Raw genomic sequence first — 19,733 nt, 5'->3', positions numbered from 1 at the left:
AAATATGTAATGTGAATAACGAAGAGGAGGACTTAGAAACGTGGAGAAAATGACAGCAGATTATTTATATAAGTTAAAATCGGTAACTGATCCCCAGCTGGCTCAAAACGGCGAGGATTGTGTATTTGTAGAAACTATTATGTTAAAGGGTGAAAATAAATATACATCCAACCTTTACTATACGAACGTTGAGAAAGCTGATACGCCAACACAATGGACATATGGAACGAGTCGCGATCATTCTCCAAGATGGTCTCCGAGTGGTGAACAAATTGCTTTTATTTCAGATCGAAACGAGAAGCCACAAATCTATGTGATGAGTAAAAACGGTGGAGAAGCTAAACAACTAACGAAGGAAGAAAAAGGAGCAAGTCAATTCATTTGGTCTCCGTGCGGAACAAAAATTGCTTATTCAGTTGCAATCAAGGATCAAGAAGAAGTGGAAGAGAAGAACGATTGGGTGAAGCCACTCGAGATTGATAAAATGAAGCATAAATCAGATGCACAAGGCTTTTGGGATGGTAGCTACCGCCATGTTGCTGTTATTGATGTAAAGACTGGGGATAAGGAAGTCATCACTTCAGGAGAGTATGATTATCACCCCCATTGTTGGACAGCAGACGGAAAGTCGCTAGTTGTCACAGTCGATTTAAATGAAGTGCCTGATTTTTCATTTGAAAACGAAGCCTATTTTTTACATATTGAAACGAAGGATTTGGAGAAGATTACCGATGGTGGTGGAATGTATGGCAGCATAACTGCTTCTCCAGACGGAAGGTATTTAGGGTTAATTGCTCAATCAAGAGAGTACAAGAATGCTACTCTTACAAGAGTATGGGTTTATAATATTGAGGAAAAAGCGCTTGTTTGTTTAACACCTGACTGGGATATATTAACCGGAGACTATGCGATTGGAGACTTTCAGCAAGGACCTGTTACACCAGGGTTGCTATGGAGTGAAGATAGCCGAAGCTTTTATTTCTTAACGACTGATCATGGGAGTACAGCGGTGTATTACGGAACAGTTGATGGTGAAATGTATCCTGCACTGCATGAACGTCAGCATGTGTATGGTTTATCAACTGGAGGCCAGTTGAATAAAGCGGTTGTTGCAATTAGCAAGCCAACAACGCCTGGAGATTTACATGTCCTTGATGTATCAACAGGTGAGTTGAAGAAGTTGACAGCTGTGAATGATGAGGTGTTAAAGGATGTAGCTGTTAGTGATGCAGAGCCTTTGCAGTTCAAGTCATCTGATGAATGGGATCTACATGGATGGATCATGAAGCCGGTTGATTACGTTGAGGGCAAGAAATATCCACTTATTGTAGAAATACATGGTGGTCCGCATGCGATGTATGCAAATTCCTATTTTCATGAATTTCAATGCTTAGCTGCTGAAGGGTTTGCTGTTCTCTTCATTAACCCACGTGGAAGCCATGGGTATGGACAGCAATTTGTTGATGCTGTTCGCGGTGATTATGGTGGGAAGGATTATGAGGACATCATGGAAGCCGTTGATTATGCGTTACGCACATATGATTTTATCGATGAAAGCCGATTGGGTGTAACAGGAGGAAGCTATGGTGGATTTATGACGAACTGGATTGTTGGTCATACGAATCGCTTTAAAGCCGCTGTCACACAACGTTCAATTTCAAATTGGGTTAGCTTTTACGGTGTAAGTGATATTGGTTACTTCTTCACAGATTGGCAACTTAAAGCAGATCTTGGTGATATTGAAAAACTGTGGAAACATTCACCATTGGCATATGTTGACAATGTAGAAACACCTCTTTTGATACTTCATAGTGAAAAAGATTACCGTTGCCCAATCGAACAGGCTGAGCAATTATTCATTGCATTGAAGCATCGCAAAAAAGAAACAAAATTTGTTCGTTTCCCGGAATCAAATCATGAGCTTTCAAGAAGTGGCAAACCAAACTTACGAATTGACCGTTTAAATTATATTAGTAACTGGTTTAAAGACTATTTAAACTAAAAGAGACAGGCGCTAAGGGTTAACCTCTTAGCGTTTTTTCTTATAGCTAAAAATGTGTAAGTTTAAAAGTGGGGATAGAGGCGCAACACTTCTCTATTTAGAGCGAAAGGCAGTGAAACTGATGGAAATAGAATGGTAGATGAAACTTACACGGAGCGGAGCCATTCATGCGGCTAATTAAGACATTTGCACTTTGCGAAAAGCTCCTGCTTAAAGGGATAAGCTTTTCCTATAATGCTATAAAAATATCAAAATGAGGAATTGCTAATTTTGGATGAAAAAGGCACAATAGAGTTATATACAACAAATACCATTGGAGAAAAAGAAACTTTTTTGTGCAAAAAATGGTCTTATACTATAGTGCTTCTAAATAAAATAGTGGAGCATTCATATTAGTTAAAACGAAAGGATTTAGATTATGCGATCTGAACGATATCATGATAAAAAACAGAAGAAGCGAAAATGGAAATCGTTCATTCTGGTTATATTGTTACTAATGGTAACTGTAACAGGTTATTTCTACTATCAATTTAAGCAAGGAGTAGCACAGTCTGCTGATCAAACTGATTTACCAGAACAAGAATATGAATTTAACGGCGAAAAAGATCAATATGGAGGCACAAATATCCTTTTACTAGGTAGTGACTCTCGTGGAGAGAAAAACGCACGAGCCGATACGATTATGGTTATGCAATATCATCCAGACAAAGGCACTTATAAGCTTATTTCATTTATGAGAGATCTGTATGTTGATATTCCTGAATATGGGCAAGGAAGAATAAATGCTGCTTTAGCATATGGTGGACCGGAGTTGTTGCGAAAGACGATAAAAGAAAATTTTGATGTCGACATTCAATACTATACGATTTTAGATTTTGAAGGGTTTGTTCAAGTGGTGGATGAAGCCTTTCCAAATGGTGTAGAAATTGAAGTGGAAAAAGCGATGTCAGAGAATATCGGCGTATCCTTAACACCGGGTATTCAAAAGTTAGATGGAGAGCACTTACTAGGTTATGTGCGCTTTCGCCAAGATGCACAAGGTGATTTTGGAAGAGTAGAGAGGCAACAAAAAGTAATGAAGGAGCTTGCAAATCAGTTCACAAGCATTCAGACGATTGCGAAGCTGCCAAAACTTGTAGGGGTTTTAACACCGTTTGTTAATACAAATATCGGAACGGGAAACATTATGTATATGGGAAAAGATGTATTGATTGGAACACCACAAATTGAATCGTTAAGAGTGCCAGTCGATGGCTCCTATAAACCTGAGAGAATCAATAATGCAGAAGTATTAACGATTGATAAAGAGCAGAACAAACAAGCGATACACGAGTTTTTGTCAAAATGACATGATTGATAGGCACGAAAGTTGTGCCTATCGAATACATATTTCTCAATGGATAAGAATAGAAGTGTTGTATAAAGAGATAAGGTGATTTAATTTGGACTTAGAGACAATCAAGGAATTACTCGCACTCGAAAATATTATGAGTTTACTGGAGCAATATCGCGCACTTGGACCAATTGTAGGAATATTATTGCCGTTGATTGAAGCATTTTTACCGTTTTTGCCATTGTTTTTATTTGTGATGGCGAACGCTTCAGCATTCGGCTTGTGGCTTGGATTTTTGTACTCATGGATTGGTGCAGTACTTGGTGCGTTTTTTGTATTTTTAATTGTACGTAAGTACGGTCAAAAAAGAGCGCTTAAATTTATAAACCAAAAACCGAAAATTCAAAAGTTTGTCAATTGGATAGAGCGAAACGGTTTCAGCCCTTTGTTTATTATTCTTTGTTTTCCATTTACTCCGTCAGCATTAGTAAACATCGTAGCCGGTCTATCAAAGGTAAGTTCAGCGCAATATATGCTTGCAGTTATAGCAGGAAAAATGGTGATGATTTTTACAATGAGTTTTATTGGATATGACCTTAGGTCCCTCATCACTCAACCGATTCGGTCCGTCATAGTAGCTGTCATTATCGTGTTGCTGTGGTATGTCGGAAAGCGAATCGAAGTAAAAATGAATATGAGTATAGAAGAAGAATGGAATGAAAAGTAGAACTTATGTAAGAATCAATGTTATATCAGCATGTGAACAATTATTTACAACTCCTTCGTCCGCTTCCTAACGAATTGTTCTATTCGGGGATGATGCTGTGAATAATTATTTGTATTAGTAGGAGATAAAGCAAACTAAATAAATGGAACGGATCGTCATCTTGAAGCTGGAATTCGAATATAGGCTGTGAGGCATTGCAACTTATCTATCTTAGAAAGCATGTTCAGAATATGCGTTAAATGAGTATTGCTTACAATCATTAGGAGCGTATAAATTACCAAGATAATTTATTGTTCTAACTGATTCCCAAATACACATGTGGGCAAATTCAAAAAGCAATTATTAAAAGTAGAATACCAACCAACAATATCATTGACCTTTTGCGTTCGAGACGAAATGTTCTCGAATTTTTTTTATATAGTATTAGATAAAAACTCATCCTTTGTCTGTGGTTAACGTTTATATGTCACAAGAGAAAAATTTGATGATGTTAAATCTAATCGATATACTAAAACTTAATATATTTGTTAGGAAAAGAAAAGATGGCTATTATGAATGTAGGAGATTTTGTAGAAATAGGTAGGTGATATCATGTCGATTCGACTAATAATAGGACGCTCAGGTACGGGAAAGACGAGCAAAATGTTAGCTGAAATGCGTGAGAAGTTAATTGAAAAGCCTGATGGGCACCCATTCATTTATTTAGTTCCTGAGCAAATGACGTTTTTATCTGAACAAAAATTATTCTCATCCTCAGATTTAAAAGGGATGATTCGTGGACAAGTCTATTCATTTACGAGATTAGCGTGGAGAGTGCTTCAAGAAACAGGTGGTTTGAGTCGTAAACATATACATTCGACTGGAATCAATATGCTCATCCGCAAAATCATTGAAGAGAAGAAATCCGAGTTGAAGCTCTTTACAAAAGCAAGTGACAAGCACGGCTTTATTCAGCATATGGAACAAATGATGACTGAGTTCAAGCGATATTGTGTTGAAGCAGATCATTTATCACAACAAATGGAAGAACTTTCAGCAGCCGAGGGGAATGAATCGCTCGTAGCCAAAATGCATGATCTCGAGCTGATTTATACAAAGTTTGAACAGTCACTTGCAGGTAAGTATGTGGATTCAGAAGACTACTTTCGCTTATTTGCAACTATGGCAGAAAAGTCGTCTTACTTACAGCAATCAGAAATATACATAGACGGTTTTCACAGCTTTACACCACAGGAATACATGATCATTGATCAATTAATGAAACGATGCAAAAGCGTAACAATTGCTCTTACACTAGACCAACCATTTACGAATCACCTGCCTCGTGATCTCCATCTATTTCGCATGACAGGAGAAACAAGTTTGCAACTGCATGAGGTAGCAAGAAGGGCAGGAAAAGAGATTCATGTAGAGCAACTGATCGAAGGGCATCGTTTTAGTCATCCTTCATTACACCATATTGAAAAAAACTTTGATAAGAGACCAGCAATTCCTACAAATGAAGCCGAAGCGGTCCAGTTTATCCAAGCGGTTAATCGCCGTGCTGAAATTGAAGGAGTCGCAAGGGAAATCCAAAAGTTAATGCGTGAAGAGCAATATCAATATAAGGATGTAGCAATCCTATTAAGAAATAGCGCCGTTTATCAAGATTTAATCCAAACGATATTCGAAGACTATGAAGTTCCATTTTTCATCGATCAGAAGCAAACGATGATGAATCATCCAATCATTGAATTGATCCGATCTAGCCTAGAGGTGATTAACGGTCATTGGAGTTATGAGCCGATCTTCCGTCTTGTTAAAACCGAGCTATTATACCCAATGAACGAAGACCAAAATTCATTGCGAGAGCAAATGGATCGCCTAGAAAACTATGTGCTCGCGTACGGTGTTAAAGGGAGCCGTTGGACAAAAAAAGATCGATGGACGTATCGCCGTATTAGAGGGCTAGAGGTTGAAGATTTCCCACAGACTGATGATGAAAGAGAAATTGAAAATGAGATCAACAGTTTAAGAGACATGATTGTCACTCCTTTACAACGTTTAGCAAGAAGGTTAAAAAAGGCTAGTTCAGGAAAACAATTTTGTGAAGCCATCTATTTATTGCTAGAAGAATTAGAAGTTCCTTCAAAAATAGAGCAATGGATGATAAGAGACGATGAAGTCGGACAATTAACAAAGGCAAGGGAACATGAACAAGCATGGAATGCAGTGATTGAATTATTCGATCAATATGTAGAGATACTTGGAGAGGATGAAATCGATTTATCGATGTTCGCATCGATTATAGACAGTGGACTAGAATCTTTAAACTTCTCATTATTACCACCAGCGATTGACCAAGTCATCATCGCAGATGTGGAACGTTCACGCTTATCTGATGTGAAGGCTGTGTTTGTGTTAGGAATGAATGAAGGTGTATTTCCAGCTAAGTTTCCAGAAGATGGCGTTCTCGCTGATGCTGACCGCGAACGATTAAGCACAAACGGCTTAGTTCTTGCACCTAGCTCCAGCACAAAGTTACTCGATGAGGAATTTTTGGCATATAGAGCATTTACAACACCAACTCATTTGTTGTATTTATCTTATCCAATTGCAAATGACGATGGAAAAGCACTCATGCCTTCTCCATTTATTAAAAGGATGCATGATTTATTGCCAAATGCGCAAATCATGTATTACATGACAGATCCGTTTGAATTGAGTGAAATCGAGCAGTTGGAGTATGTCACTCATATGAATACTGCCTTAACGTACTTGACTTCACAATTACAGCAATATAAAAAAGAATACCCGATTTATGATTTATGGTGGGATGTTTATAATGAGTATTTATCGAATGAGAATTGGAAATCAAATACAAAAAAAGTGTTATCAAGCCTGTTCTATGAAAATAAATCTCCTCTATTAAATGATGAAGTGACAAAAGAGCTTTACGGCGAAGACATTCAAGCGAGTGTTTCAAGAATGGAGTTATTCCATAGTTGCCCGTTTTCGCACTTCGCACAGCACGGACTGAAGCTCGCGGAGAGGAAAGTTTATCGTCTCGAAGCACCGGATATTGGTGAACTATTCCATGCTGCGCTGAAGTATATATCTGACACGATTACGACAAATCAACGTTCTTGGAAGGAAATGACTAGGCGTGAATGTGACAAGCTGGCAGAAGAGGCAGTAGAGAGCTTAGCTCCAAGATTGCAGCATGAAATTTTACTCAGTTCAAATCGTTATCATTATATAAAGAAAAAGCTTAAAAATGTGATCAGTCGTGCTTCTTTTGTATTAAGTGAGCATGCGAGAGCGAGTGGTTTTGCACCAATCGGTCTAGAATTAGGGTTCGGACCAAAAGGAGAAATGCCTTCTGTCCAATTGCCATTACAAAAAGGCAGAAAGATGGAGTTAGTCGGTCGAATTGATCGAGTTGATTCTGGAAGCGATGGCTCGCGCTCTTTTTTACGTGTAATCGATTATAAATCAAGTGCGAAGGATTTAAACTTGAATGAAGTGTATCACGGGTTATCGTTGCAGATGCTAACCTATTTGGATATTGTCATCACACATGCTAATAAACTTATTGGAACAGATGCAGATCCCGCTGGTGTTCTCTATTTTCATGTGCATAATCCAATGATTCAATCGAGTAAACTGCTGACTGATGATGAATTGGAAGAAGAGATTATTAAGAGATTTAAAATGCAGGGACTTCTACTTGGGGATGAACATGTTGTCCGTTTAATGGATCAAACGTTGGAAAAAGGAGATTCCTCTATTATTTCTGCAGGAATTAAAACAGATGGTACATTATCGAAACGATCAAAAGTTGCAACGAAAGACGAATTTTCAACGTTAAGAACGTTCGTACGAAGAAAGTTTATGGATACTGGAAATGAAATTGTGAAGGGTAACACGACGATTTCACCATATAAACTGCAAGAAAAAATTCCATGCACTTTTTGTTCTTATAAGTCTGTCTGTCAATTTGATGAAGGTCTTGAAACAAATCAATACCGAAATATACCCACTAAGTCCAAACAGGAAATGATGGAAATGATTAGAGGGGAGGTTGCAAACAATGAGTAACTTAAACATACCAATTAAGCCAGAGGGGGTTACTTGGACAGAGGATCAGTGGAAAGCCATTCATGCTAAGGATAAAAATATTCTAGTTGCGGCAGCTGCAGGTTCAGGAAAAACAGCTGTACTAGTAGAAAGAATCATTCATAAATTGATCAATGAAGTAGATCCAATCAATGTTGATCAATTATTGGTCGTTACGTTTACAAATGCCTCCGCAGCAGAAATGCGTCACCGAATTGGTGAAGCATTGGAGAAGGAAATCGATAAGAATCCTAGTTCTTTACATTTGAAGAAGCAGCTCACTTTATTAAATAAAGCATCTATTTCAACTCTTCATTCCTTTTGCTTAGAAACAATCAGAAAGTATTATTATTTAATTGATATTGACCCAAGTTTTCGTATAGCGAACGATGCAGAGATTCAATTGCTTCGAGATGAAGTAATGGACGAATTATTTGAAGCTGAATATGGACTAGAGGGAAATGATTCTTTTTTTAATTTGGTCGATATGTATACGAATGATCGTAACGACCTAGGACTACAGATGATTATTGGGGAATTATATGATTTTGCGCAATCGAATCCTTTGCCAAGATTGTATTTGCAAATGATTCAAGATATGTACGATATTGAATTGGACAAGCCGATTGGTGAGCTTCCATTTTATTCATTCTTAATGGAGGATATGAAGATTCAATTAAGTGGAGCAAAAAACTTGTTGGAGCAGGCTTTACATTTGTCTAAGGAACCAGGTGGACCAGCTCCAAGAGCAGAGAATTTTGTGAATGACCTTGAAGTAGTAAAAATACTGATCAACGCTCTTGATGAAAGCTGGCAGTCTTCATATGAGGCGATGAATAGTTGGAGTTTTGGTCGATTAAAGGTTTGTAAAGGGGACGAATATGACCCGCAACTAGTAGATCGAGCAAAAAAACTTAGAGATCGTGCCAAGAAAATTTTGGAGGATGTCCAAAAAGAATTCTTCTCAAGAAGTCCAGAGCGATTCATTCAAGATATGATTGAAATGAAGCCAAGTATTGTAACTCTATGTGCGCTAGTAGAGAAATTCTCGAGTTTATTTTCAGCTGTAAAAAAGGAAAAGGGCATAGTTGACTTTGCTGACCTAGAACATTATTGTCTTTCGATTTTACAAAACGATGAGGGTAATCCATCTGAAGCAGCACTTCATTTTAAAAATCACTTTATTGAAGTCTTAGTTGATGAATATCAAGATACAAACATGGTTCAAGAATCGATTCTTAATCTCGTGACAAAAGAAAATGAGGCAGAAGGTAATCTATTTATGGTAGGGGATGTAAAGCAGTCCATTTATCGTTTTCGATTAGCGGAACCTAACCTCTTTCTCGGGAAATATTTACGTTTTAAGCAAGATGGTGATCAAGCAGGGTTAAGAATCGATTTATCTAGGAACTTCCGAAGTCGGTATGAAGTGTTGGAGGGGACGAACTATCTATTTAAGCAAATAATGGGGACAAATGTCGGCGAAATCGAATACGATGAGGCAGCTGCTTTAAAGGTTGGTGCTCCGTACCCTACTGATAAACAATTTCCAATAGAATTATTGCTTGTTGATCTTGAAGAAGCAGAGAGCAATGAAGAGGATGAATTTGAAGAAGAGGACTTAAATCAAGCCCAAATAGAGGCGCGGTTAATGGCTGGTAAGATTAAAGAAATCATTGGTAATCGTCATGAAGTGTACCAAACGAAAACAAGCGCTACCAAGCCGGCTAAATATCGAGACATTGTCATTCTTTTAAGATCTATGACATGGGCACCTACAATTATGGATGAGTTCAAAAAACAAGGAATTCCAGTTTATGCGAACCTTTCTTCCGGCTATTTTGAAGCAACTGAGGTGGCTATTATGATGTCATTGTTGAAGGTAATTGACAATCCATATCAAGATATTGCACTTGCTTCCGTACTTCGTTCTCCAATTGTCGGGTTATCTGCAGACGAATTAGCTTCAATTCGCATCGAACAAAAAAAAGGCTCATTTTATGAAGCACTAAAAACTTTCTATGCAAAGCATTTGCACTCATCTCGATTTGAGGAAACGATTGAAAAATTGTCAATGTTGAATGAGCGCTTGCCAGAATGGAGAAGAATGGCGAGACAAGGTGCTTTAGCAGAGCTTATTTGGCAGCTTTATCGTGAGACAAGATTTTTTGATTTTGTTGGCGGAATGCCTGGAGGAAAGCAAAGGCAGGCGAATCTACGTGCATTATATGATCGAGCGAGACAATATGAATCAACATCGTTTCGTGGTTTGTTCCGATTTTTACGATTTGTTGAAAGAATGCGTGAACGAGGAGATGACCTTGGAGCTGCAAGAGCGCTTGGAGAGCAAGAGGATGTTGTTCGAATCATGACGATTCATAGCAGTAAAGGCTTGGAGTTTCCATTTGTATTCATTGGTGGATTATCAAGACAGTTCAATGTGATGGATCTAAGAAAGTCGTTCATGCTTGATAAGGAATTTGGGTTCGCCTCAAAATACGTAAACATTGAAAAAAGATTAACGTATCAAACGTTGCCACAGCTTGCATTTAAACGAAAAAAGAAGATGGAATTACTTGCTGAAGAAATGCGTGTACTGTATGTTGCCTTAACAAGGGCAAAAGAGAAGGTGTATTTACTTGCATCTTTAAAAAATGTTGAAAAGAAATTAGATGAATGGGTTCATGTTGGAAGTCGTTCAGAGTGGTTGCTTGATGATTATGACCGTTCAGCAGCAAAGGCGTATATCGACTGGCTTGGACCAGCTTTAGTTCGTCATCATCAGAATGAATTTTTTGATGTATATAGAAGTTCGATGCTCTCAGCGGAAATTGTTAATCATCGTTCGTCATGGGCAATAAAAAAAATTTATAGGACTGAACTGAATGAATTCATTGAAGAAAAGCTGTATGATCAAATAAATCTCCTCTCACATATAGAAGAACAGAAGAAGGTGCCAGTTCTTTCAAATTATGTGGATGAAATAAAAAAAAGACTTTCTTGGAGCTATCCTAATAAAGCATCGACGCAAATTCGCTCGAAGCAATCTGTTTCAGAGATCAAAAGGCAACGGGAAATTTATTCAGATGAAGCAAGTGCACAAGAGCTTGTGACTTCGATTAGAAAGCCATTGTTTGATCGTCCGAAATTCATGCAGGAGAAGCAAGTTACACCTGCTGAGCGCGGTACAGCAATGCATATGGTCATGCAGCATCTCGACTTTTCTACAGTGCCAACCATTAATGAGATGGAACTATTTTTTGATGATCTTGTACAGAAAGAATTAATAGAAGCTGAGCTAAGAGCAAGTCTTTCAGCAGAGCAGATTGTTGATTTTTATGGGAGCGATTTGGCAGAAAGAATGAAGCGTGCAGATTGGATTAAGAAAGAAGTTCCGTTCACATATACTCTTCAATCACAAGAAGGAGAGAGCATACTGATTCAAGGGATTGTCGATTGTTTGTTTGAGGACAAGGATGGCCTCGTCCTACTTGATTACAAAACAGATCAAGTGACCGGTCGCTTTACTAGTAAAGACCAAATGGAAACTGTGATCACGAAGAGGTATGAAGTTCAAATGGACTTATATCAAGAAGCAATTGAAGGCATCCTAAATAAAAAGATCACGGAACGGTACTTATATTTGTTCGACGGTGGCATCATCGTGCCACTTTAAGCAAAAAGACCTCTAAAGGAAAAACCTTTTAGAGGTCTCAGACTGTTGACAAACGCATGCATACGTCGTTGTTTGGCATCAAAGCCCCCTCATGAACCAACTGTTCTATTCGGGTCTTCACTTGACTGCACGCCTAGTCTGACAAGCGTTTTCAAGACAGTCTGTGAGTTTTATCTATTATTAATAAGTCCTAAAAAAATGTAGACAATGTCAGAAATCGACTTTGTCTACAATCTCAGACCTCTAAAGGAAAAACCTTTTAGAGGTCTTTTTTGAAAAGAAGAAAAGCATAAAATTTCGTTATATACATTGGGCCAGCAGAAACGTGGATCAGGCTAATATGCCACGCGATTTGGCGTTAATATCCCCCGTTGATATGCTGACGACTTCTAGCTTTCTTAATTATTCCCAACGGTCGGTTGGTCAATTAAGCTTGTATCCAGTACGTTGCTTGCATTAATTGCATTGTTTGTGATGACGATTCCAGCGGTATTTGCTGCTCCAGAACCTGTATTGCTTTTTGCGTTTGACTTTGGAGAAATAAATAGAGAATCTCCGAATTGAACAATGCCATCTGTAACAGTAAAGATCTGAACCGGACCAACTATTGCAGGCATGTAAACCCTCCTCAAGATTAGGCAGTCTTCTTCTATTCAATGTAACTCTTAGGCTTATTGTGACAAAATCTTTTATCCTAAAGGAATTATCGGCCCATTATCTTCTTTTTCAGAGTGTATTTGACGAATATGCTTAATCTTTGTTTCCAACAGAATGTCTTGGTTATTGCCTACTTGGATAACGGAGGAGGATGAGCCTCCAATTATATCAATCTTATTAACTTTAATTATCGGCTTTAAGTTCGTTGTAATTGTATCGAGTTTTTCTTCAATCATAGGAATGGGGATGCTTTCTCTAAAAGTTGGATAAACCATGAAGTTTCCTTCTTTTGCTAAGAAGTTAGCATATCTCCTTTGAACAGCGAGTGCATAAGAATAGCCATGTATATGACTGGAATCGCCAATTTCTAAAATTGTTGAGAAAGAAAGGGTATCAACGGTTAAATAGTCAACGACGGATGTTCGACGGAACATAAACTCACTCCGGTGTTAGCGGAACGACTGGACCGATAATTAATGAATCGGGAGGAGTATCAAAGGTTGAAGCGAGCTGGATTGTTTGTGTGTCTCCGACAAGTAATACTGATGAGCTCGATACACCTACTACGCGAATCTCACCAACACAAAGCTCTCGATTATAGACTTGATAAATCATGTGTTTTTCGTTCCTTTCATATTATCTGGAATATTTCGAATGAAAGCATCCACTCCGTTAGTAATTTCTCTTTGAAGCTGTGTAACAATTTCTTGTTGAACTTCTTCGCTTGAAAGATCTTTATTTGCTTGTTGTTGCTGTTTAATGTAAAACTCAATTCGTTGTGGCATTTGTTTTGTAATATCGTCTTTTATAAAGGTGTAATAGGATTCATCAAGTTCATTTCCAGTTTTTAATTGGGCTTCATTGATTAACTTAGGCAGATCAGATTCTAAGTATTTATACATAGAGTCTTCGATTCCCATTGTTTGCTGCATATAAGCTTTGGGGTTCGGAGGGACATTCACATTCTTTTGATCGACAGAAAACTCCTCAATATCATTTTGTAAGTCTGACGGATTTAGGCCGATATTCAGTGTACCTTCTAATGTTTCTACCTTTAATTGATCAAACTTGTATTCAATTCGTTCAACATGGATTGGTGTTCTTCCTTGAACATTTTTCATTTCTTCTTCCATCTTCATTAATTTTCGCTCTAACCTAGTAATGCGTGCGTCCTGAGCTTGAATATACGATTGCATTTGATACAAATATTGATAGATTTCTTGATTCAAAGGAATCACCTCACATCCAAGTTATATGATTATGCTTTTGATGGTGCAATTAATGGAACAAAAGGGGTTGGAGCAGAAAAGTCGCTCACAATATTTCCTGCCTCATAATCTGGTGCAATTTCAGTAAATCCACCTGTATTATATAAAAAGGCTGCAGGCTTAATGATTCCAGCACTTCCGATTTGAAAAACAGAGGAGTTGGATACTCCTCCAATTTTAATCGAGTGTATATGAATTGATTGTTGAATATAAAAGTTCATGATGTTCTCATCCTCTATACGTTAAGAATAATGCCTTGGTCGATATTATCAGGATCATTCGTATTCGTTGAGCTATATTGATTGTAAACATTTAAATTATCACCGGTATTAAATGAACCTGCACCGGCAAAAGTTTTCGCTGATGAGATTGGCATGATTTTATAAACATCCCCAATATTAAAGATAGAACTACTTCCTATAGAAATGACTTGGGCGAATCCTACGATTGCTGGCATTGAAAAAACATCCTTTGTAAGTAGATTTCACTCATCGTTGATGATTTACTGTTATCTTATGACCCAAAGCCCAATATGTGATTCCTGCGCCCAAAATAAAGACAAAGTGCAACGAAATTCATCAAGGAAAGAGTAAGGAGACCCAACTGGATGTTAACAAAAGCTACTTCATCTAGATAGTTCCTTCATGGACCATGTGTTCTATTCGTGTCTTCATTCTGCTGTCTGTCTTATCTAACAAAGTGCTTTCAAGATATGCTATGGGGTTGATCCAGTTTTAAAAATAGGACTAAAAACATGTAAGTAATTCGTAAATCGAATTTCTCTACATACTCAAATAATTTAAGATTATCCTTTAATCTATAAAATAGGTATATTTATGAAGCTTTCTTTATAGACAATTAATTGTCATATCTTCTAGAATGGTAGTAGACGTGTGAAAGGAGTGTTAAACAATCGAATGATACATAATGAACGCATTGATTCCTTAGATATCGTGAGAGGTTTCGCAATTTTAGGAATCTTCCTTGTGAATATGCTTTCTTTTCATTCTCCATTTTCTTATATTGATCCTATGACTTGGTGGACAGCGACAGCGGATCAATCTACCTATGCATTTATTGATGTTTTTGTTCAAGCAAGTTTTTATCCATTATTCGCAATGTTATTTGGCTATGGAGCGGTTATTCTTTATGAACGAATCGGAGCTAGAGGTGGGAAGTTTAATCTTATTGCTTCTCGTAGGTTTTTGTTCTTACTAATTATTGGGCTATTACATGGTCTATTCATTTGGTATGGCGATATTTTATTTGTTTATGCAGTGTTTGCTTTTATACTGATCCCATTTTTAAAGCTAAGTGGAAAAGCTTTGCTATTAACAGGTACAAGCATATATATCGTTCCAAATCTATTAATCGGCTTATTAATACTAGCTGCTTCAGCTTTTGTACCAGCTGAGGAGCTTTCAATTGAACAGCCAGCTATGATTCAAAGCTCAATAGAAGGTTACAAGAGTGCAAGTTTTGCAGACGTGACAACTCAACGAGTGGCTGATTGGACGTATGCGAATAATATCGGTACTTTTTTTATTTTGCTTTTCACAATTTTACCGCTATTCATGATTGGTGCAGGTGCTGCGAAGCTGAAGTTGATTGAACATTTTGAAACGCATAAGAGGAGCATTCTAATTATGGTGACAGTCTTCTTATTCGTTGGGACATCCTTCAAATTGTTGCCATACTTTGGATCTATGAATACAGCTACTATCTTTTTTCAGGACATGTTTGGTGGACCACTACAAGCGATTGCTTATGGTCTAGGGATAACTGCAATTGCACATTCCTCGTTTAAAAAGTGGCTCATGCCATTATCTTATGTAGGGAAAATGTCATTGACGAATTATTTAACACAATCCATTCTCTGCTCCTTTATCTTTTATGGGTATGGAATCGGTTTATATAATGAAATGTCTGTATTAACTGGGACAGGGATTGTGATCGCCATTTACATATTGCAAATCATCTTTAGTTATTATTGGATGAAGCGCTTCCGATATGGTCCATTCGAGTGGGGATGGAGATTTGTAACATACTTGAAAAAGCCGAAATTGAAAAGAGGATAATAAGGAGGAAGCAACATGAAATTTATTACATATCAATTTAATGGAAAAATAGAATTAGGGATGATTTATGGTGAGGGTAAAAAGGTACTTCCATTACAAAAGGTGTTTCAAACTGCTCCATCAGACATGATTGCTCTTATTCAAAATGAAGCTGATTATTTAAAAGAGCTTGAATCAATTAGTGGAAAAGTTGAAGACTCATCACTAATCGACTTCCACGATGTAGAGCTTCTTGCACCAATACCAAGACCGTTGAAAAACATCTTCTGTGTTGGGAAGAATTATGCTGAGCATGCAATTGAAATGGGCAGCAAGGATGACATTCCAGAGCACATTATGATCTTTACAAAGGCACCAACAACCGTGATTGGACCTAATCAGCCTGTGCCTTCTCATCAAGAGATAACGAGCCAGCTGGATTACGAAGGAGAATTAGCGATCGTCATTGGAAAAGAAGGGCGTGCTATTAAAAAAGAATCTGCGATGGACCATGTATTCGGATACACAATCGTAAATGATGTTACAGCAAGAGATTTACAAAAGAACCATAAGCAATTCTTCCTTGGAAAAAGTCTGGATGCAACATGTCCAATAGGACCATGGATTGTGCACAAATCAGCGGTGAATAACCCTGGTGCATTATCGGTTCAAACGAAAGTGAACGGAGAGCTTCGTCAAGATGGGAATACGAAAGATTTGATTTTTCCAATTGATGTCATCATCGAAACGATTTCAAAAGGAATGACATTGGAGCCAGGAGACATCATTGCAACAGGCACCCCAGCAGGAGTAGGGAAAGGTTTTAATCCACCTAAATTTTTAAAAGCTGGTGATCTTGTAGAAATTGAAATTGAAGAAATTGGCACACTTACGAGCACGATTGAATAAATTCCGGTACTAGTATTTGGAAGAAAAACTATTTTCCATATTAGCATTGTTATCTTAGGACTTTCACTGCTTGTTATGGTAGAATGATTTCGAATGAAGTTTGAAGGAGAGATTGATATGAATACTCATATGCATATTACTGCATGGGTACTGGCAGTTATTTTGTTTTTTGTTGCATTAGGTATGCAAAAAGCCGGGAAGGCAAAAGCAGCTAAAATTGTTCATATGATTTTGCGAGTTTTTTACATCCTTATCCTCTTAACGGGCATTCTCATCTTATTAGCAATCGATCCAACAGCAATGTACTGGGTGAAGACTCTTGTTGGTGTATGGGTCATTGGTGCAATGGAGATGGTTCTTGTCCGCAATGGAAAAGGAAAAAGTACGACAGGGGCATGGGCACAGTTTGCGATTGCATTTATTCTTGTGCTATACCTAGGCTTAAGCTTGCCGCTTGGATTTAGCCCTTTCGGTTAAGATAGTCCAACAGAAAAGCATGAATGGCTTTGACGATCTATAAATCGTCAAAGCTATTTTTTTTTGAGATCGCACACAACTTATATCTTTTTTTGTGGTATGTAAGCAATAAATTCACTAGAGTGTAGACTGCGACTTTTGAATTGGCTGCTAGAAAGCGTCGACCTGTAAGGAAAATCGTAGATTATATTTTGTGACGAAATCACTAATATTTACGTAAAGATTTTATATTAATAAAATAAATATTAGAAAGTATTCTGCTGAAATTCACGCATTCATACTGTTGGGAGTAGTAGAAGGGTTAATAGAAGCTCTATGCTTTTCTTAGGGAAAATAGTGGAAAAAACGTGTCAGTATTTTTAAAAATGAAAATGTTTTTCCAAAATAATATGTCAAATGAACTATAAATATGTTATTTTTAATTCAGAAACAGAAATAATTATTTCTTTATACCTAAGCCGTTTGGGAACAGCAAGACTTAATCATCACTGAAAGATACCTTTAGGGTATAATTGTACTTCTTTAAAGCTTGAATATAGGTCTATAAATAATACGGATACAGTGGTGGTTACTATGAGAATCTTACATCAAATCAAATACGAATCCATTGATGAATTAGTTTTACGGATAAGTGAATTTTCAACAGAACAGTTAGCCAATCAGTATGTTCACATTATGGTGAGAGATGAGCACTCTGAACAATTCAGAGAGATTGAACGTCTCCTAAGAACCTATTATCGCAACGGCCAAATCGAAACTTTTATTCTTGATGGTATTCAACAACCAGTTATCATTTTGATGGAAGTAAATGATTATTCAGACGGAATGGAATTGTTGCATTTAAAAAAGCAGTTGAACATAATGGAACAAAACTATATGGCGATTTTTGAGAATAGTCCAGATATTGTTTATTCTACTGACTTGTATGGGAAAATTACATCGGTAAATCCAGCGTTTGAAAGCAGCATAGGTTATTCCCAGGAAGAAGTACTAGGTAAAAATGCGCTAGATTACATTGTGCCAAAAGAAGTTGAAAGTGTAAAGCATCACTTTGTTGAAGCGATCAAAGGTCAAGAAAAAGTATTTCATATTGAGGTTCCCTCTAGAAAAGGTGAAATAAATCTGTATGAAGTGAAGAACATTCCGATCCAAATAGAGGGTAAGACCGTTGGAATTTATGGTCTAGGGAAGAACATAACGGAGCTTAAAAGGATAGAAAATAAATTAGCGCAACTTTCTTATTTTGATCCTTTAACAGGCTTGCCCAATCGTATTAAATTCCTAGAACAATTAGAAATTATTATAAAAGAATCAAAGAAAAAGAAAAAAGCAATCGCAGTAATGGCTGTTGATATTGATCGTTTTAAATATATAAATGATGGTTTTGGTCATGCAACAGGTGATGCGATTTTAAAAGATATGTCTGAGCGAATTGAAAGAGTTCTCCCAGCAGGAGCGTATCTTGGTAATTACGGTGGCGACAAATTCACCATTGTCCTATCAAGAGAAGTGTCTATGGAACAGGTGATGAATGTTGGAAAAATTATTTTGAGAGAAATCTCGAAGCCAACGCAATTAAATGATCAAGAGTTTATTATTACAGCTAGTGCTGGTGTCAGCTTCTTCCCAAATGATAGTTCGGACAATCAAGGGCTCATTAAAAATGCGGATATTGCTTTGAATCGTGCAAAGGTATTAGGTGGCAATCGCATTATTTTCTTCTCTACGGAGTTGAACAGTCATGCAATGGCTAGACTTGAGCTAGAAAGCTATTTGCGAAAAGCACTGAAGAAAGATGAATTTCACCTATGCTATCAACCGTTAATGGATTTACAGACAGGGAAAGTATATGGAAGTGAAGCCTTAATTCGTTGGAATCATCCTGAATTAGGATTAATTCCGCCTTCTGACTTCATCCCTTTAGCTGAAGAAACAGGTTTAATCGTAGATATTGGTTCATGGGTTTTGTATACTGCCTGTATGCAAAATAAAGCATGGCAAAAGGCTGGTTTAGGGATGCTTACGATTTCTGTAAATGTATCGGCCGTTCAATTTCAGCATCAGAACTTTGTTCATAAGGTAAAGAAGGCGCTAAAGGAAACTGGGCTAGAGCCAGCCTATTTAAACCTTGAGTTGACTGAAAGTACAATGCTTCATGATCTAGAATACAGCATAAAGGTTATGGAAGAATTACAGAAACTTGGGGTTAAGGTGTCTGTCGATGATTTTGGAACTGGTTACTCTTCGTTAAGTTATTTGAAAAACTTACCAATTAATACATTGAAAATTGATCGCTCATTCATTCGTAATTTACGTCTAAATACATCGGATATAGCGATCGTGAAAGCTATTATTACAATGGGACATGGCTTAGCTGTTAAGGTAGTTGCTGAAGGCGTTGAAACAAAAGAACAAATTGACTTGTTAAAAGAATTAAACTGCCATTATGCACAGGGTTTCTATATTCAAAAACCTGTGCCAACTAATGAGTTTGTTGAAGGACTAAAACAGGGGATTGTATAAAGAAGA

15 protein-coding genes are annotated in these 19,733 nt (G+C 37.4%); 9 read left to right on the top strand and 6 right to left on the bottom strand.

Going from position 1 to position 19,733, the window contains the following annotated elements; translation table 11 throughout:
• Window positions 1–49: 49 nt before the first annotated feature.
• From AC6F34_RS12445 to addA, 5 genes are all read left to right on the top strand, one after another.
• Entirely contained in the window at window positions 50–2,002 is a 1,953-nt protein-coding gene (locus AC6F34_RS12445) for a S9 family peptidase (protein ID WP_500772899.1), read from the top strand.
• A 418-nt stretch (window positions 2,003–2,420) separates the two neighbouring features.
• Window positions 2,421–3,350 carry an LCP family protein gene (locus AC6F34_RS12440; protein WP_500772575.1) on the top strand — a complete coding sequence of 310 codons (930 nt, stop codon included), beginning with the start codon at window positions 2,421–2,423 and terminating at the stop codon, window positions 3,348–3,350.
• Between the two features lie 94 nt (window positions 3,351–3,444).
• The gene (locus tag AC6F34_RS12435) at window positions 3,445–4,062 is read left to right on the top strand and encodes a TVP38/TMEM64 family protein (protein ID WP_500772573.1); all 618 of its coding nucleotides are present in this window, start codon (window positions 3,445–3,447) and stop codon (window positions 4,060–4,062) included.
• A gap of 591 nt (window positions 4,063–4,653) precedes the next feature.
• Window positions 4,654–8,142, top strand: a complete 3,489-nt coding sequence (addB, locus tag AC6F34_RS12430; RefSeq protein ID WP_500772571.1) for a helicase-exonuclease AddAB subunit AddB — start codon at window positions 4,654–4,656, stop codon at window positions 8,140–8,142.
• Window positions 8,135–11,836: a helicase-exonuclease AddAB subunit AddA gene (gene addA / locus AC6F34_RS12425; RefSeq protein ID WP_500772569.1), complete on the top strand. Its 3,702-nt coding sequence runs from the start codon at window positions 8,135–8,137 to the stop codon at window positions 11,834–11,836. The genes addB and addA overlap by 8 nt, the downstream gene beginning before the upstream one ends.
• 398 nt (window positions 11,837–12,234) lie before the next feature.
• On the opposite strand, the gene AC6F34_RS12420 is transcribed toward addA, so the two are convergent.
• The 6 genes from AC6F34_RS12420 to AC6F34_RS12395 all read right to left on the bottom strand — a co-directional run bounded on the left by AC6F34_RS12420 (window position 12,235) and on the right by AC6F34_RS12395 (window position 14,218).
• Window positions 12,235–12,453, bottom strand: a complete 219-nt coding sequence (locus tag AC6F34_RS12420; protein WP_500772567.1) for a spore germination protein — start codon at window positions 12,451–12,453, stop codon at window positions 12,235–12,237.
• Between the two features lie 72 nt (window positions 12,454–12,525).
• Window positions 12,526–12,927, bottom strand: a complete 402-nt coding sequence (locus AC6F34_RS12415) for a spore germination protein GerPE (RefSeq protein WP_500772565.1) — start codon at window positions 12,925–12,927, stop codon at window positions 12,526–12,528.
• 4 nt (window positions 12,928–12,931) lie between these two features.
• The gene (locus AC6F34_RS12410) at window positions 12,932–13,108 is read right to left on the bottom strand and encodes a spore germination protein GerPD (protein ID WP_500772563.1); all 177 of its coding nucleotides are present in this window, start codon (window positions 13,106–13,108) and stop codon (window positions 12,932–12,934) included.
• Complete coding sequence (gene gerPC, locus AC6F34_RS12405) at window positions 13,105–13,722, bottom strand: spore germination protein GerPC (RefSeq protein WP_500772561.1); 618 nt, start codon at window positions 13,720–13,722, stop codon at window positions 13,105–13,107. Before gerPC ends, AC6F34_RS12410 begins: the two co-directional genes overlap by 4 nt.
• Window positions 13,723–13,751: 29 nt before the next feature.
• Window positions 13,752–13,982, bottom strand: coding sequence for a spore germination protein GerPB (locus tag AC6F34_RS12400; protein ID WP_500772559.1), 231 nt, complete (start codon window positions 13,980–13,982; stop codon window positions 13,752–13,754).
• A gap of 14 nt (window positions 13,983–13,996) precedes the next feature.
• A complete protein-coding gene (locus AC6F34_RS12395) occupies window positions 13,997–14,218 on the bottom strand; it encodes a spore germination protein (protein ID WP_500772557.1) in 222 nt (73 codons plus the stop codon).
• A gap of 436 nt (window positions 14,219–14,654) precedes the next feature.
• Between AC6F34_RS12395 and AC6F34_RS12390 the strand changes: the two genes are divergently transcribed.
• The 4 genes from AC6F34_RS12390 to AC6F34_RS12375 all read left to right on the top strand — a co-directional run bounded on the left by AC6F34_RS12390 (window position 14,655) and on the right by AC6F34_RS12375 (window position 19,727).
• Window positions 14,655–15,839, top strand: coding sequence for a DUF418 domain-containing protein (locus tag AC6F34_RS12390; RefSeq protein ID WP_500772555.1), 1,185 nt, complete (start codon window positions 14,655–14,657; stop codon window positions 15,837–15,839).
• A 15-nt stretch (window positions 15,840–15,854) separates the two neighbouring features.
• Complete coding sequence (locus tag AC6F34_RS12385) at window positions 15,855–16,727, top strand: fumarylacetoacetate hydrolase family protein (RefSeq protein ID WP_500772553.1); 873 nt, start codon at window positions 15,855–15,857, stop codon at window positions 16,725–16,727.
• 117 nt (window positions 16,728–16,844) lie between these two features.
• Entirely contained in the window at window positions 16,845–17,204 is a 360-nt protein-coding gene (locus AC6F34_RS12380; RefSeq protein ID WP_500772551.1) for a YisL family protein, read from the top strand.
• 573 nt (window positions 17,205–17,777) lie between these two features.
• The gene (locus tag AC6F34_RS12375; RefSeq protein ID WP_500772549.1) at window positions 17,778–19,727 is read left to right on the top strand and encodes an EAL domain-containing protein; all 1,950 of its coding nucleotides are present in this window, start codon (window positions 17,778–17,780) and stop codon (window positions 19,725–19,727) included.
• The last annotated feature ends 6 nt before the right edge of the window (window positions 19,728–19,733 follow it).

Source organism: Niallia sp. CD-39, from assembly GCF_059874745.1.
This window is presented reverse-complemented; position numbering and strand designations above follow the sequence as displayed.

Excerpts from the sequence above, each read along its gene's own strand:
- addA (WP_500772569.1), top strand. The coding sequence starts at position 8,135 with ATGAGTAACTTAAACATACCAATTAAGCCAGAGGGGGTTACTTGGACA.
- AC6F34_RS12440 (WP_500772575.1), top strand. The coding sequence starts at position 2,421 with ATGCGATCTGAACGATATCATGATAAAAAACAGAAGAAGCGAAAATGG.
- AC6F34_RS12380 (WP_500772551.1), top strand. The coding sequence starts at position 16,845 with ATGAATACTCATATGCATATTACTGCATGGGTACTGGCAGTTATTTTG.
- AC6F34_RS12445 (WP_500772899.1), top strand. The coding sequence starts at position 50 with ATGACAGCAGATTATTTATATAAGTTAAAATCGGTAACTGATCCCCAG.
- AC6F34_RS12375 (WP_500772549.1), top strand. The coding sequence starts at position 17,778 with ATGAGAATCTTACATCAAATCAAATACGAATCCATTGATGAATTAGTT.
- AC6F34_RS12395 (WP_500772557.1), bottom strand. The coding sequence starts at position 14,218 with ATGCCAGCAATCGTAGGATTCGCCCAAGTCATTTCTATAGGAAGTAGT.
- AC6F34_RS12400 (WP_500772559.1), bottom strand. The coding sequence starts at position 13,982 with ATGAACTTTTATATTCAACAATCAATTCATATACACTCGATTAAAATT.
- AC6F34_RS12415 (WP_500772565.1), bottom strand. The coding sequence starts at position 12,927 with ATGTTCCGTCGAACATCCGTCGTTGACTATTTAACCGTTGATACCCTT.
- addB (WP_500772571.1), top strand. The coding sequence starts at position 4,654 with ATGTCGATTCGACTAATAATAGGACGCTCAGGTACGGGAAAGACGAGC.
- AC6F34_RS12420 (WP_500772567.1), bottom strand. The coding sequence starts at position 12,453 with ATGCCTGCAATAGTTGGTCCGGTTCAGATCTTTACTGTTACAGATGGC.
- AC6F34_RS12385 (WP_500772553.1), top strand. The coding sequence starts at position 15,855 with ATGAAATTTATTACATATCAATTTAATGGAAAAATAGAATTAGGGATG.
- AC6F34_RS12410 (WP_500772563.1), bottom strand. The coding sequence starts at position 13,108 with ATGATTTATCAAGTCTATAATCGAGAGCTTTGTGTTGGTGAGATTCGC.